Below are 14,126 nucleotides of genomic sequence, written 5' to 3'. Positions count from 1 at the left end.
AGCTAGTTTAATTCCGTCCAGATGGAATTAAACCAGAGCGCAAGCGCTTTCAACCCCCCGCCACACATGACCTATGCGCACCCCGCCCAATAAACTAATTTATTGCGTACATTATTTCCTTCAAAATAACTCACAAGATTGCGTATTTATATTGACTCCCTATTCCATAGCGCTAAATTGCCTATACAGTTTTGGAGCACAACAACCACAGGCAAGGCGTAAGCGGGTTTTTTCATGCTTGTTCATCAGCACATTCCCCTGACCGCCCGATGTCGGGCCACCCAACGCAGCCCTGACTAACAGGGGCTTGCCCCGCCCCATGCCCAGGCTGGCTCCCGCCACGGATCCGTAGGAACCGGGATGTCTGGCCCAATACAGTTTCCGACCCTGTTGTCGGAAAAAGGCAGGCATCATGGTTGATACGATGCTCTTTGCACAGCACGCCAGAACCGACGGACAAACCGACACGTTTGCCCACACGGTATGGCGCAAACTGTGCCATGAACTGCAAGCCGCTCCGGCTCCTTTATGGGCGGAGCACAGCACGCCCCAGTCCCTTCTGGCGCGGCTTTTGGCCGAAAAACTTGCCGAACCCATTATACCTTTTGCAAGCCTGCACCCCCTGTTCTGCCAGATTTTGCAGCAATCACCCGCCATTATGGTAGCCGCAGCACAGGACCTGCACGCCTACGCCACCATGGACCCAGCGCGTGAGGGATATGTTGCGCCGTTTTTGCACCTCAAGGGTTTTCAGGCCGTGCAGGCGTACCGGATAGCCCATGTTTTGTGGCGGAACGGGCAACGCCTTTCCGCGTTACACCTGCAAAGCCGTGTTTCTGAGGTCATGGGCATAGATATTCACCCCGCCGCTGTTCTGGGGCACCGGCTTGTGCTGGCCCCCGGATACGGCCTTGTCATTGGTGAAACTGCATTGGTGGAAAACGATGTTGTTCTTATGTCGGACATAACACTGGGCGGGACGGGCAAACAGGCTGGCAGGCGGCACCCTACGCTCCGCCGTGGCGTGCTGGTTGGGCCGGGCACGCAAATTCTGGGGGCAATAGAAATTGGGGAAGGGGCAAAAATTGGAGCGGGGGCTGTTGTTGTCAAACCGGTCAGCCCGTTTACCGCTGTCGCAGGTAACCCGGCACGGTATGTAAACAGCCATACCCATTGGCCTGTTTTGACAATGGACCTATCCTTCCCGGCCATTGACTATCTATTATAACCCATATTTTAGTGAATAAGAATAATTAACATTTTTCTTCCGTTTAATGTTGACCTTCTTTTTGTGGGTGCTAGGCTGAACAGACAAACCGAATCAGGCCATCTGGTCGGTTATTAAAAAGGAGCATGACCATGTATCCTACTTTACTTTTTATAAATCGATGTTGACCGGGCCATAACGCTCGGAAACCCATTTCCAGCACAGCACATCTTTAAATAATACCTCTTTATGAAAGACTATTTGCCGTGACTGAAGCACAGTCCACCCGTGCTGTCAGTGCCTCTGCACTGGACCGCAACCTGTCTGCCCGCCAGCTTTCCACCGCCCATGTCACCCGTGTGCAAAATCTGGAGCGCAGCCCGCGCTGGCTGCACCTTCTGCTCCCCTGGGTGAATGTTGGCGGGGGCGTATTCCGCGTTAACCGCCGGCGCCTTGTTTCCTCCCGTTTTGGGGGTGTGCTCTTTACGGATGAAGGGGATGCCACACGCCCCGTGCCTGAAAGCCTGCGGGCACTTCCCGAGTTTTCGCAGGCAACGGATGCACAGATCCATGAACTTGTAAGCAAGTTCCAGCACCACACCCACCCCGATGGGGCCGATTTTACCTTGCCCGAAGGCACTCTGGCCCTTGTTGCCAGCGGTGCTGTGCAGCACCATACCAACAACGGAGCAGCACGCACCGTGCGGCACCTGTTTGCGGCACCGGGGCAGCATTTTGTTGCGCCCTCCGGCCTGGGTAGCAAAGACCTGCATGCCGTTGGCAAAACAACCCTGCTCACCCTCCCCCCCGAGCAGATCGCCAGCACTCCGTGGCTGAAAACCGCCCTGACCGCGCAGGACGTGGCCAGCCGCGCCGACGTAAACCAGTATGGGGAGGCCGCCATTCAGGTCCTTTCCAGCGTGGACGGAGAGCCAAAACTCCCCACCACTTTTGTCGATTATCAGGACCACCCGCGCGAATACTATATCCATTCCATTCAAACAGTTCTGCGCACGCATACCCGTATTACCGACCTGTACAGCAACGAATTTGACCAGTTGCGTGAACAGGTGCGTGTGGTGATTGACGTTATCCGCGAGCGCGAGGAATGGGAGCTGCTCAACAACCCCGAATTCGGGCTGCTGAACGAAACAGCTATTGCCCAGCGCGTGCCCACACGCGGCGGCCCACCCACGCCGGATGATCTGGATGAACTGCTGACAAAGGTCTGGAAAAAACCGGGCTTTTTCCTTGCCCACCCCAAAGCCATAGCGGCCTTTGGGCGCGAGGCCACGCGCCGTGGCGTGCCACCGCCGACCATTAACCTGTTTGGTTCGCCCTTTATTACCTGGCGCGGTATTCCCCTTGTGCCCTCAGACAAAATTCCCGTCACGCCCGATGGCCGGACCAGCATCCTGCTCCTGCGTGTGGGTGAGGAGGAACAGGGCGTTGTGGGCCTACACAATACAGGCGTTACGGGGGAAGTCGAGCCCGGCCTTTCCGTGCGGTATAGCGGCACGGACCAGCATTCCGTGGCATCGCACCTGATCACACGCTACTTCTCCGCCGCTGTTCTGGTGGAAGACGCCATTGCCCGGCTCGATAACGTGCAGATCGGGAGCTATTATGACTACACCTGACACATTTGCAGACCCGCAGGCGCTGGCACAGCAGCATGCGGTGGAGCAGGCATTCCGTGATGTGCTGGGGCATGGGGCGGCACCTGCCGCTCCACGCACGCCCCTGCCCCCCACACAGGGGGACAACACCCCCCACCCGTTTGCCTCGGGGGCGGATGCCTCTATTTACGAACCTGTCTGGTCCAGGCACCCGGTTTCACAAAACAAGGCGGAAGAACGCCCCCCTTTGTGGGAGGAACCCGCAACATCGCCCTTTTTTAGCAGCACATTCGCACTCCCCCGCACCACAACACCCCCAGCCCCCGCGCCGGCCATAGCGGAGGCACCACACCATTCCGTGCCGTATTTTTTACGCCACGCAAAAGGTGCCGCCAACGCCGCCCCCCAGCATGCACCCCACCCCGCACTGGGTGGGTACGATGTGGCGCGTATTCAGGCGGATTTTCCCATCCTGCACCAAAGGGTTAATGGCCATAAACTGATCTGGCTGGACAACGCCGCCACAACCCAGAAACCCCGCGCGGTCATTGACGCCACCTCCGCATTTTATGAGCAGGACAACTCCAATATCCACCGCGCAGCCCATACGCTGGCCGCCCGTGCGACCGATGCGTTTGAGGGGGCACGCACAAAGCTCCAGCATTTTATTGGCGCGCGTGAGGCGGCGGAAATTGTATTTGTGCGCGGCACAACCGAGGCCATCAATCTTGTGGCCCAGAGCTATGGCCGGGCCAACATTGGCCCGGGTGATGAAATACTGATCACCACCATAGAGCACCATGCCAATATTGTGCCCTGGCAGCTCCTTGCCCGCCAGACGGGGGCCGTGCTCAAGGTTGCTCCGGTCAATGACCGGGGGGAACTGCTGCTGGAACATTTTGCAGCACTCCTTTCTGGCCGCACAAAGCTGGTTTCGGTCACGCATGTTGCCAATGCGTTGGGCACCATTAACCCGGTTGAGCAGATCATAGCCCTTTCGCACGCAGCCGGGGTGCCTGTGCTGGTTGATGCGGCGCAGTCCTCCCCGCATCTGCCGCTCAATGTGGCGGCGCTGGATGCGGATTTTCTGGTTCTTTCGGGCCATAAAATATACGGGCCAACAGGCATTGGCATTCTGTATGGCAAACGCCACCTGCTGGAAGCCATGCCCCCCTGGCAGGGAGGTGGGCATATGATCCGCGATGTAACCTTTGCCCATACCGAGTTCCAGGGTCTGCCAGAAAAGTTTGAGGCCGGAACCCCCGATATAGCCGGTGCGGTCGGGCTTGGAGCGGCGGTGGACTACCTGCAGGGCATTGGCCTGCCCGCCATTGCTGCGCACGAGCACGCTCTGCTCGAATACGCCACGCAACAGTTTGAACACCTGCCGGGTGTGCACATTATTGGAACAGCGCAGGCCAAGGCCAGTGTGCTTTCCTTTATTGTAGATGGGCACAGTGTGGAGGATGTTGCCAAACATCTTGACCGGCACGGCATTGCCGCGCGCTCTGGCCATCATTGCGCGCAACCAGCCTTGCGCAGGTTTGGTGTAGAGGCCACAGTGCGGGCTTCCTTTGGCCTGTATAACAGCTTTGAAGATGTGGACGCCTTGATAACATCCCTTAGACAACTGGTGCGGTAGGCATGAGCGCAGCGTGGCTGGCAGCACTGGGCGGCGGCGTGCTTATTGGCACAGCCGCCGTATTGCTTATGGCCTTTGAAGGCCACATTCTGGGGGTGAGTGGCATACTGGGCAATGCCTTGCGCCACCCCACCCGCAACTGGCGCTGGGCCGTGCTGGCCGGGCTGGTTGCAACCGGCGTGCTGGCCCGTATGGCAGGTGCGGCCGTGCCAACACAATTTGCCCAGACTGGCTGGCTCCGCCTTGCTGTTTCGGGCGTGCTGATTGGCCTTGGCACCGCGCTGGCCAATGGCTGCACCAGCGGGCACGGTGTTTGCGGGCTGGGTAACAGGTCTGGCCGATCGCTGGTAGCGGTTGCCATTTTTATGGCGGTAGCCGTAGCCACGGTGTTTATATCCCGGCTGGAAGGGTGGGCGTTATGAATGTGGCTATCGCGTTTTTTTGTGGCCTGCTGTTTGGGGGCGGCCTGTGGCTTTCCGGCATGGCGGACCCAGCCAATGTTCTGGGTTTTCTGGATGTGGCGGGGCACTGGAACCCCATTCTGGCAGGCGTTCTGGGGGGCGCGGTTGGCGTAACCCTGCCCGGCTTCTGGCTGTTACGCCGTAAAGGGCGGGATGCCAGCGGGCAGACACTCAACTGGCCGCGGCGCTGGCCACCCGATAAGGGACTGGTCGCAGGGTCCGTGCTGTTTGGTGTGGGTTGGGGGCTGAGTGGGGTTTGCCCCGGCCCGGCTCTGGTCCTGCTCGGGCTGGACGGCGCAAAGGCCGTACTGCTGATAACCTGCATTGCACTCGGCTGGCTGGTGGGAAAGCTGGGGTGGGAACGCCTTTACAGCCCAGCAGCGCCCGCAGGCCCACACGGGCAAAGCACACCCCCTTAACCCCACAGCCCATTTGGCCGCACTTATGCCGGGGCAAACGGGCTGGTTTGCGCCTGCTCCAGCAGCCAGAGCTTAAAGGCGGCGGCACGGTTCTGCTTATCGGGATTAATGGTTAAAAAATACCCTCTCTCGCTACAGATCGGCACAGGCCATGCCAGCACAATCTGCCCGCTTTGCAGATAGTCATCTATTAACGGCCGCCAGCCAAGCCCAATACCCTGACCTTGCAAAATAGCCTGTAACAGCAAGGGGTAATTCCCAAACAGCATGGAATTTTTGGTGCGGGCCGCAGGCCGGGCAGACTGCCCCACAAGCCTGAACCAGTCCTCCCACGTAAACCAGTGCTGGGCCGGGCTATCCAGGTCCAGCAGGCGGCCACGCGCCAGATCGGCGGTGGTGGACAGCGCACCCATTTGCGCCAGATAGCGGGGGCTGCATATGGGGTAGGCTTCCTCGGCGAACAAGCGGAGGCTCTCCCCCCCTGCGGCCTCGGGTTTTTTACCAAACAGGATGGAAATATCCGCCTGATCAGCCACGCCCCCCATCTGGCGGGCCTGTGTGGTTAGCAGGCACAGGTCCAGTTCGGGGTGTCGGCTCTCAAAATCCGCCAGACGGGGGAGCAGCCAGTTGGCGGCAAACCCGTAATCGGTCAGCACGGTCAGGCTTTTGGGCGTGTTGCGGGCATCTATGGTCTGCATGGCCGCCTGCAACCGGCTGAGCACATCTGCCGCCACAGCGTGCAGAACCTGCCCCGCATCACTGGGGGTAACCCCCCTATGAATCCGGCGGAACAGGGTCAGGCCCAGAACCCCCTCCAACTGGGCAATCTGCTGGCTTATGGCGGGCTGGGTCATGCCCAGCTCCGTTGCCGCGGCACTAAAGCTGCCGCGCCTGCCTATGGTTTCCAGAATCCGCAGGGAGCGGAGCAGATACTCGGTCTGGTTGGGGGTCATAACGCCAGCTTATACCACGGATAAGTATGAACATACATCACAAATAACATATTTTATGTGCTTATATAAAAACTAACGATCATCATAGTGTTGTTTTGTGGTTCGGGATAATTCACGTTATGAGCAAGCAGTCCGCAACGCCTCTGAACTTTCTTGTGGTTGTGGCCGACCAGCTTACGGCCTGCGTTTTGCCTGCGCTGCTGGGCGGGCAGGACCCCAGCGTTGTTAAGGTGCCCACGCTCAGCAGGCTGGCAAAAAACGGCACGGTTTTTGCCAATGCCTATACGGCCAGCCCCCTGTGCGGGCCTTCCCGCAGCGCGTTCATGACCGGGCTGCTGCCCTCCGCCAATGGTGTGTATGACAATGGCTGCGAATGGCATTCCGACATTCCAACCTTTGGCCACCGCCTGCGCCTTGGCGGTTACCAGACCATTCTGGCGGGCAAGATGCACTTTGTCGGGGCGGACCAGCTCCACGGGTTTGAAGAGCGCCTGACAACGGACATTTATCCCGCCGACTTTACATGGGTGCCCGACTGGAGCGACCGCAATACCCGCCCGGACTGGTACCATTCCATGGATTCCGTGCTCAATGCCGGGCCTGTCCTGCGCAGCAACCAGCTCGATTTTGATGAAGAAGTTGCCTTTGCCACCCGGCGCAAACTGTACGATCTGGCCCGCACAAAAAACCAGCAGCGCCCCTTTTGCCTTGTGGCCTCCTTTACCCACCCGCACGACCCGTTCAACATTACCCCCAGATGGTGGGATCTTTACGAGAACACCCCCATCCCCCTCCCACGTGTGGCTGCGCCCGATCCTACGCACCCGGCCGAGCTGCGCATCCGCGAAGCCTGCGGCATTAACGCAGCCCCGCCAACGGAGGCAGACATCCTGCGCGCCCGCCGCGCCTATTTTGGGGCGATTTCCTACATAGATCACCAGCTCAAACAGTTGCTGGACACATTGGCCGAAACCGGGCTGGACAAGACAACCGCCATTGTTTTCACCAGTGATCATGGTGAAATGCTGGGCGAACATGGCCAGTGGTACAAAATGTCCTTCCGCGAGGGGGCAGGCCGCGTGCCGCTTATTATTGCCCTGCCAGAGCAGGCACAGGCCCACCGCATTACGCAGGCTGTCAGCCTGGCCGATGTGGGGGAAACCCTGTGCGCGCTGGCCAATGCCCCGGCGGCCCCCTCCACGCATGGTCGCGACCTGAGCCCCTGCCTTGAAGGCAAACCTCTGGAAAAAGACGAGATTTTTGGGGAATATCTGGGCGAAGGCACCTTTGCGCCAACCGTCATGATCCGCCGTGGCCCGTGGAAGTTTGTCCACACCCCCGAAGACCCGGACCAGCTGTACAACATCCACCATGATGCGGACGAAACCCGTAATCTGGCCGCCCACCCCGAGCACGCCCAGACCGCCGCCGCATTTTTGCACGAAGCCTACCAACGCTGGGACTTTGCCGCCCTGCACCGCAACGTGCTGGCCAGCCAGCAGCGGCGCGCCCTGATCAAACAGGCACTGGCCACGGGGCACTGTACGCCATGGGACTACCAGCCCCCCGCAAACGCACACCGCCAATACATCAGAAATCACAAACCTCTGGAACAGCTCGAAGCCGAATCACGGCTGCCTTACCAGAGGAACGGATAGAACAGCCATGGTTCACACCCCTTTTACGCACCGGATCACCTTTGCTCTGGTGCTCTCCACCGGTACGGTTTACGCGGCCAGTGCGGCCCAGCAGAGCCTGCCCAGCGCACAGCAGCAGGCCAAGGCCAACGCACCCAAAACCGCCCCACGCCCTACAGCTGCCAAACCCGCTGTGGCACAGGCTACCGCGCCGCAGAATACTGGCAAGCTGGAGGAAATAACGGTCCGCTCCAACAAGCGCGCGCAGCAGGCCAATACAACGCCCGCATCCATTGTGGCACTCAGTGGCAAAACCCTGCAAACAACCGGGGTGCGTGACGCACTCAGCCTTGCCCGGGATGTGCCCGGCCTTATGGCGGAAACCACATCCGGTTCAGCCAACCCGCGCTACCGCCTGCGCGGTATTGGCACCAACGATTTTTCGGCCAACATGACAACCGCCGTAGGTGTTTCCGAGGATGATGTGTTCCTCGATAGCGGGGCATCGCAGGGTGTGCCGATTTATGACCTGGACCACGTAGAGGTTTTCAGGGGCCCACAGGGCACCTTGCAGGGCAAGAACACCACGGCGGGCATGGTTTCCTACTATACCAAAAAACCTACCAATACACTGGATGGTTACGTACGTGGCACAGCAGGCAATTACGGCCTGTGGGGGGAAGAAGGTGCCTTGGGCGGGCCTATTATAAAAGACAAGCTGATGGCCCGCTTTGCCATAGTCAACCGGGATTACGACGGACAGTACTATAATGGCAGCCACAAGAACCCCACGGGAGGCTACCAGTATTACGATATGCGCGGGCAGATTCTGGCCAAGCCTGTCGATAATTTGTCCATTCTGGTTAAAATGCACCTTGGCCGCAACAAGACCAAGGTGCCCATAGACCATGTGGGCCTGCTGCCCGGTGGGGAGGATGCACAGGGTTATACCCAGACCTCCACCCGTAATATCCAGAACAACGGGCGCACGGATGCCACCACCCGGCGGGCGGGCCTGTCGGTCAATGCCAAATATGATTTTGAAAACGGCTGGAGCCTTGCCAACATTTTTGCGCTGGAGTGGAACCACTTCAACGTTTTTTCGGATGATGATGCAAGCCCCGCCCCCGTGGATTATCAGGAAAACATCGGCGGCGTTGCGCGGGTGCTGAGCAACGAGGTCCGGGTTGTTTCTCCCCAGAACAAAAAAATACGTTATGTGGGCGGCGTCTATTACATGCGCAACCTCACCCAGTCCTATAGCCAGCAGCCCCTGTACAGCCCCATAGACAGCAGCTTTGGCACAGGGGGCAATGCCTCCAGCTTTAACATCAGCACGCAGGATGCTGCCGTGTTCTCGGCCCTGTCCTTTGACCTGACCTCCCGCCTGACACTGGATATTGGCGGGCGCTTTACCTCGGAAACACGCAGCGCCAATGGGGAGGCATGGGCTTATAACACAGACCCTTCCAACCCCTACAACACCAGCAACCGTGCGCTCACCTACATCAACACAAGCACCAACACCTACCTCAACCCCAATACGGGGCAGGCCATGGTTGGCCCACCCCTGAGCAAGACGTTTAACAAGGACAGCGAGGACGCCAGCCTTAAATACCGTATAGCACCGGGCATTATTGCCTACCTGCGCTATGCCCGTGGCTTCAGGACCGGCAACTACAACACCTATGTGGCCACCACATCCGACTTCAGCCTGTACAACCCTGAAGAGCTGACGGATTACGAAGGCGGGGTAAAGGCACGGATCTGGGGCGGCAAGGCGCAGCTCAACCTTTCGGGCTTTCATTACGACTACAACAACATGCAGGTCACCATCCTGCAAAATACGGGAACCCACACGACCAATGCCGCACAGGCGGTATCGAACGGTTTTGAATTTGAAGGGCAGGTACGCCCCTTGCAAAACCTGTTTGGCTCCTTTGGCGTAACCTACCAGGACGCACATTACACCAACTTCAAAAACGCCAGTGCACCAACCCCGTTTAATGGTGGTAACCCGGTGGACCTGTCCGGCCAGCCGCTTGAACGCGCACCACACGTAACTGCCAACTTTTTGCTTAGCTATAAAATCCCTGTCTCCTTTGGGGATTTTACGGTGCAGACAGACTGGCGCTACACAAGCCGCTACCGTTTTCAGGCATGGTCGGACAGCCACGCCACAACCCCTGCCGCCTTTTTGGCATCCCCCCAGATGCAGGCTCTGGTGCGGCATGCTTTTTCGCAAAACCCGGTTATTACGGGCAATGTGCGCGTGGCATGGCACTCGGTGGATGAAAAAACGGAAGTGGCCTTCTGGCTCCATAACGTCACCAACCAGATGACCTACACCAACGCGTTTGGCGAATTTTTCAATCGCAATATCAGCCGCTATCCGGGCGACCTGCGCGCCTTCGGGTTTGAAGTCATGCGGGCGCTGTAATGGTCGGGGGGCTACGCAACCGGGCCGGGCTGCTGGTGCTGGCCGCAATCAGTGCGGCAGACTGCGCAGCCCATAGCATGAACTCGCTTGGCCCGTTTGCTGTGGGCGAGCTGGTCCGTGGCGGGCGGTTCAGCATCATGCAGGCCGGGTTATGGAGCTGTGTGGAAATGCTGGCCTATGCCGTGGCCATGACCGCCATAGCCCCCCTGTCTGCCCGGTTAAGGCTGCGTCTGGTGGCCCTGCTGGCTGGCATTGGGCTGGTTGTCGCACAGGCAGGCTCTGCCTTTGCCGTGGGGGTGTGGCCCCTGCTGGCCCTGCGCGTGCTCTCCGGCGGCTGCCTTGGCGGGTTGAATGCGGTAGTCAATATCGGGGCCAGCCGGTTGGGCAAACCTGTGTTTGTGCTGGCCTTTGTTATGGTGGTGCAGACTGTTGTTTTTAGTCTGGCAAGCCTGCTGCTCCCCCATGCCAGTGCACTGGCGGGGCAGAAAGGTATTTTTCTGGCACTGGCAGGGCTTGTTGTTGTGCTGCTGCCACTCCTGTTTTTTCTGCCCGATACGGTTCTGCCCACCCCCGGCGCCAACCCGCAGGCCGGTTATGCCGCCCCGGCTCATGCGGCCCCTATGTGGGCTTTGCTGGCCGTGCTGTTTTACACCGGGGGCAGTCTGGCGGTATGGCCTTTTACCCAGCGGATTGGCCTTTCTGTTGGGCTGGCACCCTCCTCTTTTGGGGTTTTGTCGGCTGTTGCCAATATTGCGGGGCTTGTGGTCTGCCTTGCTACGGTGCTGCAAAGCCGCAGGCACATAACCAGCCCCCTGCTTGTGCCCGCCCTTGTACTGGCAGGCGGCGTTTGCGTGGTGCAGGCCTGCCCGCCCACGCCATGGCTGTTCTGCACCGCCTTTGTCCTGAATTATGCTGCGTGGTTCTTTGTTTACCCCAGCCTTGTCGGCCTGACCTGCCTTGTGGACCCCACGGGCAAGCTGGCCTCCCGCGCTGGGGGGGCGTGGATGTTCTCTCAGGCGGCAACAACGCTCTTTGCCAGTGCCACCCAAACACATGGGCTTTACCTGTGGACCGGCCTGTTCAGCCTTGCGCTGTGCCTTTGCGCGGCTCTGGCCACCCTGCGCGTAACCCGCCCCCATGCGGGCAGGCCCGGGCCCAACATGCAGCAGGCCTCCCAGCCCGCCTATTCCGCCTGTGGGCCAAACACGGGCACAGGCCCGGACTAAAGCCACAACCAGCCCCAGACAGCACACCGCGTAAGGCATGCCGCATGCAGGCGGCACAAAAGGCAGCATAGCCTGCCCGCCTGCGCATATAAGGCATGGACAAGCAGGGGGAGCGGGTTCTATTTTCCGCCGGTTATGACCTCCTTACCCGCCCCCACCCGCATCGGCATTGATTTTGGCACAACCAACAGTGTTATTGTCATTGCGCGCCCCGACCGCACGATCCAGACCATCCGCTTTGCCACGCCTGATGGTGAGCCTTCGGAAACCTGCCGCACACTGCTGGCCTTATGGCAGGACATGGAGGGCGGGCGGCGCGTGCAGCACCGCGCAGTTGGCGCGCATGCCATTGAAGCACATCTGGATGACCCGGCCGAAACGCGGCTGATCATGTCCATGAAATCCTATCTCGCACAGGCCAGCTTTCGCGAGACACAGGTTTTTGGCCAGCGCCTGTCGCTTGAAAGCCTGATTGCCACCTTTTTGCAGGAACTCATGGCCCTTGGTGGGCTTTCCCCCGCCCAGTGCCATGTTACGGTGGGCCGCCCCGTGCATTTTGTGGGGGATAATGCCGATGATGCTCTGGGGGAAACCCGGCTCCGCGCCGCCTTTGCCCAGGCAGGCTTTGCCGATGTTACGGTTATGATGGAGCCAGAGGCCGCGGGCTGGCGCTTCATGCAGCGGCTGGACCGGCCCGCAACGGTTCTGGTCGGGGATTTTGGTGGTGGCACAAGCGATTTTTCCGTCGTGCGTTTTGACCCCAAGGGCCAGACCGCAACGCAGCCACTGGGCCATGCAGGGGTTGGGCTTGCAGGGGACCAGTTTGATTTTCGGATCATAGACAACGTGGTGGCTCCCTACCTTGGGCGGGACTGCACCTTCCGCATCATGGGGGGGGAACCATTACCCGTACCGGTTGAATGGTACCATGCACTGGCGCGCTGGCACCGGCTCTCGCTCATGCGTACACCGCGTATCCTGAACGAAATCGAGGATGTGGCGCGCACTGCCACCGAGCCAAAGAAGCTGAAGAACCTGATCGAACTCGTGCGTGAACAGCGCGGGCAGGAACTCTACAACGCCGTATCGGCCACCAAGCGCGCGCTCTCCACCCACACATCGGCAGACCTGCACTTTACGCAGCCGGGGCTGGATATTCACACCACCATCCAGCGTGAGGATTTTGACCGCTGGATCGCGCCCGACATTGCAAGGCTGGGCGCAGGCATAGATGCCGCCTTGCAGGAAGCAGCCCTCCCCCCCGAGCAGATCGACCGCGTGTTCCTGACCGGTGGCACATCGTTTGTGCCTGCGGTGCGCGCCCTGTTTACCTCCCGCTTTGGGGCCGAAAAGGTGGAACTGGGCGGGGAGTTTGTCTCGGTCGCTGAAGGGCTGGCTCTGGCGGCAGCGTAAAAGCTGCCTGCCCTCCTGCCCTTTGGGGGTTAGGCCGCACTGGCGCAGGCTTTTATGTCTGCTGCCAGCCGGTCCACCTCTGCCATGTCCGCATCCCATGCGAACATAAAGCGCGCCCCTCCGCCGATAAAAGTATAAAAGCGCCAGCCGCAGGCCCGGAGCCGCTCCAGCACAGCAGGCTGTGCATGAATGAAAACACCATTGGCCTGCACCGGAAACATGAGCGAAACACCGGGCAGGCCCACCACCTGCTCGGCCAGCCTGCGTGCGCAGGTATTGGCATGCCGGGCGTTACGCAGCCATGCCCCGCTCTCGAGCATACCCACCCATGGGGCGGATAAAAACCGCATTTTGGAGGCCAGTTGCCCGGCCTGCTTGCAGCGGTAATCAAAACCATCAGCCAAGGCGCGGTCAAAGAACAGAACGGCCTCACTGACGGCCATACCATTTTTGGTGCCACCAAAACACAGCACATCCACCCCGGCCCGCCATGTCATGTCGGCCGGTGTGCAGCCAAGGGCAGCGCACGCATTGGCAAAGCGTGAGCCATCCATATGCAGATACAGCCCGAGTTCACGGCATGTTTGCGCCAGTGTGCGAATTTCGGACAGGGAATACAGCTCCCCCGTCTCGGTCGGTTGCGTAATGGTTACGGCCCGTGGCTTGGGGTAATGAATATCGCTCCGGCAGGTGGATAACAGCCTGACATCCTGCTCGGTCAGCTTTGCACTTTCCGTCCGGGCGACAAGCAGCTTGGAACCGTTGGAAAAAAACTCGGGCGCTCCGCACTCATCCGTTTCCACATGCGCGTAGGAGGAACAGATCACGCTGTTATAAGACTGGCAGAGAGCCGCCAGCGCCAGTGAATTGGCCGCCGTGCCGTTAAAGACAAAAAAGACCTCGCACTCCTTTTCAAACAGGGCGCGAAAAGCGTCTGCCGCCCGGCTGGTCCATTCATCCTCCCCATAGGGGATCAACGAGCCAACATTGGCCTGCATCATGGCCTGCCATGCCTCGGGGCACATCCCGGCGTAGTTATCGCTTGTAAATTGCTGGCGCGTGTTCATCGCTCATCATCTTTACCGCATTGTGGCAGGCACGCAGCCTTA

11 protein-coding genes are annotated in these 14,126 nt (G+C 59.5%); 9 read left to right on the top strand and 2 right to left on the bottom strand.

Annotation, left to right across the window (positions count from 1 at the left end; translation table 11 throughout):
- Nucleotides 1-412 precede the first annotated feature (412 nt).
- The 5 genes from epsC (at nt 413) to ACSYTG_RS02045 (ending at nt 5,348) form a co-directional block, all read left to right on the top strand.
- Nucleotides 413-1,228, top strand: a complete 816-nt coding sequence (gene epsC, locus ACSYTG_RS02065; RefSeq protein WP_489783950.1) for a serine O-acetyltransferase EpsC — start codon at nt 413-415, stop codon at nt 1,226-1,228.
- A gap of 245 nt (nt 1,229-1,473) precedes the next feature.
- On the top strand, nt 1,474-2,847 hold the full coding sequence (locus ACSYTG_RS02060; protein WP_489783951.1) for a family 2B encapsulin nanocompartment shell protein: 1,374 nt from the start codon (nt 1,474-1,476) through the stop codon (nt 2,845-2,847).
- On the top strand, nt 2,834-4,468 hold the full coding sequence (locus tag ACSYTG_RS02055; RefSeq protein ID WP_489783952.1) for a SufS family cysteine desulfurase: 1,635 nt from the start codon (nt 2,834-2,836) through the stop codon (nt 4,466-4,468). The genes ACSYTG_RS02060 and ACSYTG_RS02055 overlap by 14 nt, the downstream gene beginning before the upstream one ends.
- A gap of 2 nt (nt 4,469-4,470) precedes the next feature.
- A complete protein-coding gene (locus ACSYTG_RS02050) occupies nt 4,471-4,890 on the top strand; it encodes a YeeE/YedE family protein (protein WP_086645755.1) in 420 nt (139 codons plus the stop codon).
- Nucleotides 4,887-5,348 (top strand): DUF6691 family protein, encoded by a 462-nt coding sequence (locus ACSYTG_RS02045; RefSeq protein ID WP_489783953.1) that lies wholly within the window; start codon nt 4,887-4,889, stop codon nt 5,346-5,348. The genes ACSYTG_RS02050 and ACSYTG_RS02045 overlap by 4 nt, the downstream gene beginning before the upstream one ends.
- Nucleotides 5,349-5,371: 23 nt before the next feature.
- Here ACSYTG_RS02045 and ACSYTG_RS02040 read toward each other — a convergent pair whose 3' ends face one another.
- The gene (locus tag ACSYTG_RS02040) at nt 5,372-6,301 is read right to left on the bottom strand and encodes a LysR substrate-binding domain-containing protein (protein WP_095349735.1); all 930 of its coding nucleotides are present in this window, start codon (nt 6,299-6,301) and stop codon (nt 5,372-5,374) included.
- 119 nt (nt 6,302-6,420) lie between these two features.
- Here ACSYTG_RS02040 and betC point away from each other — a divergent pair, with 119 nt between their 5' ends.
- The 4 genes from betC to ACSYTG_RS02020 all read left to right on the top strand — a co-directional run bounded on the left by betC (nt 6,421) and on the right by ACSYTG_RS02020 (nt 13,017).
- Nucleotides 6,421-7,959 (top strand): choline-sulfatase, encoded by a 1,539-nt coding sequence (gene betC / locus ACSYTG_RS02035; RefSeq protein ID WP_415437043.1) that lies wholly within the window; start codon nt 6,421-6,423, stop codon nt 7,957-7,959.
- Between the two features lie 7 nt (nt 7,960-7,966).
- Nucleotides 7,967-10,378: a TonB-dependent receptor gene (locus ACSYTG_RS02030; RefSeq protein WP_415420418.1), complete on the top strand. Its 2,412-nt coding sequence runs from the start codon at nt 7,967-7,969 to the stop codon at nt 10,376-10,378.
- Nucleotides 10,378-11,604 (top strand): MFS transporter, encoded by a 1,227-nt coding sequence (locus ACSYTG_RS02025; RefSeq protein WP_489783954.1) that lies wholly within the window; start codon nt 10,378-10,380, stop codon nt 11,602-11,604. Before ACSYTG_RS02030 ends, ACSYTG_RS02025 begins: the two co-directional genes overlap by 1 nt.
- A gap of 135 nt (nt 11,605-11,739) precedes the next feature.
- Nucleotides 11,740-13,017: an Hsp70 family protein gene (locus tag ACSYTG_RS02020; RefSeq protein ID WP_086645749.1), complete on the top strand. Its 1,278-nt coding sequence runs from the start codon at nt 11,740-11,742 to the stop codon at nt 13,015-13,017.
- A 29-nt stretch (nt 13,018-13,046) separates the two neighbouring features.
- Here ACSYTG_RS02020 and ACSYTG_RS02015 read toward each other — a convergent pair whose 3' ends face one another.
- Nucleotides 13,047-14,084 (bottom strand): threonine aldolase family protein, encoded by a 1,038-nt coding sequence (locus ACSYTG_RS02015; protein WP_354858620.1) that lies wholly within the window; start codon nt 14,082-14,084, stop codon nt 13,047-13,049.
- Between the last annotated feature and the right edge of the window lie 42 nt (nt 14,085-14,126).

The sequence above is a fragment of the Acetobacter sp. ESL1128 genome, from assembly GCF_058505085.1.
Note: the sequence above shows the minus strand (reverse complement) of the source record. Positions and strands in the feature narration are given on the sequence as shown.

Coding starts and splice junctions, on each gene's coding strand:
- epsC (WP_489783950.1), top strand. CDS start 413: ATGGTTGATACGATGCTCTTTGCACAGCACGCCAGAACCGACGGACAA.
- ACSYTG_RS02055 (WP_489783952.1), top strand. CDS start 2,834: ATGACTACACCTGACACATTTGCAGACCCGCAGGCGCTGGCACAGCAG.
- ACSYTG_RS02050 (WP_086645755.1), top strand. CDS start 4,471: ATGAGCGCAGCGTGGCTGGCAGCACTGGGCGGCGGCGTGCTTATTGGC.
- ACSYTG_RS02045 (WP_489783953.1), top strand. CDS start 4,887: ATGAATGTGGCTATCGCGTTTTTTTGTGGCCTGCTGTTTGGGGGCGGC.
- ACSYTG_RS02040 (WP_095349735.1), bottom strand. CDS start 6,301: ATGACCCCCAACCAGACCGAGTATCTGCTCCGCTCCCTGCGGATTCTG.
- betC (WP_415437043.1), top strand. CDS start 6,421: ATGAGCAAGCAGTCCGCAACGCCTCTGAACTTTCTTGTGGTTGTGGCC.
- ACSYTG_RS02030 (WP_415420418.1), top strand. CDS start 7,967: ATGGTTCACACCCCTTTTACGCACCGGATCACCTTTGCTCTGGTGCTC.
- ACSYTG_RS02025 (WP_489783954.1), top strand. CDS start 10,378: ATGGTCGGGGGGCTACGCAACCGGGCCGGGCTGCTGGTGCTGGCCGCA.
- ACSYTG_RS02020 (WP_086645749.1), top strand. CDS start 11,740: ATGACCTCCTTACCCGCCCCCACCCGCATCGGCATTGATTTTGGCACA.
- ACSYTG_RS02015 (WP_354858620.1), bottom strand. CDS start 14,084: ATGAACACGCGCCAGCAATTTACAAGCGATAACTACGCCGGGATGTGC.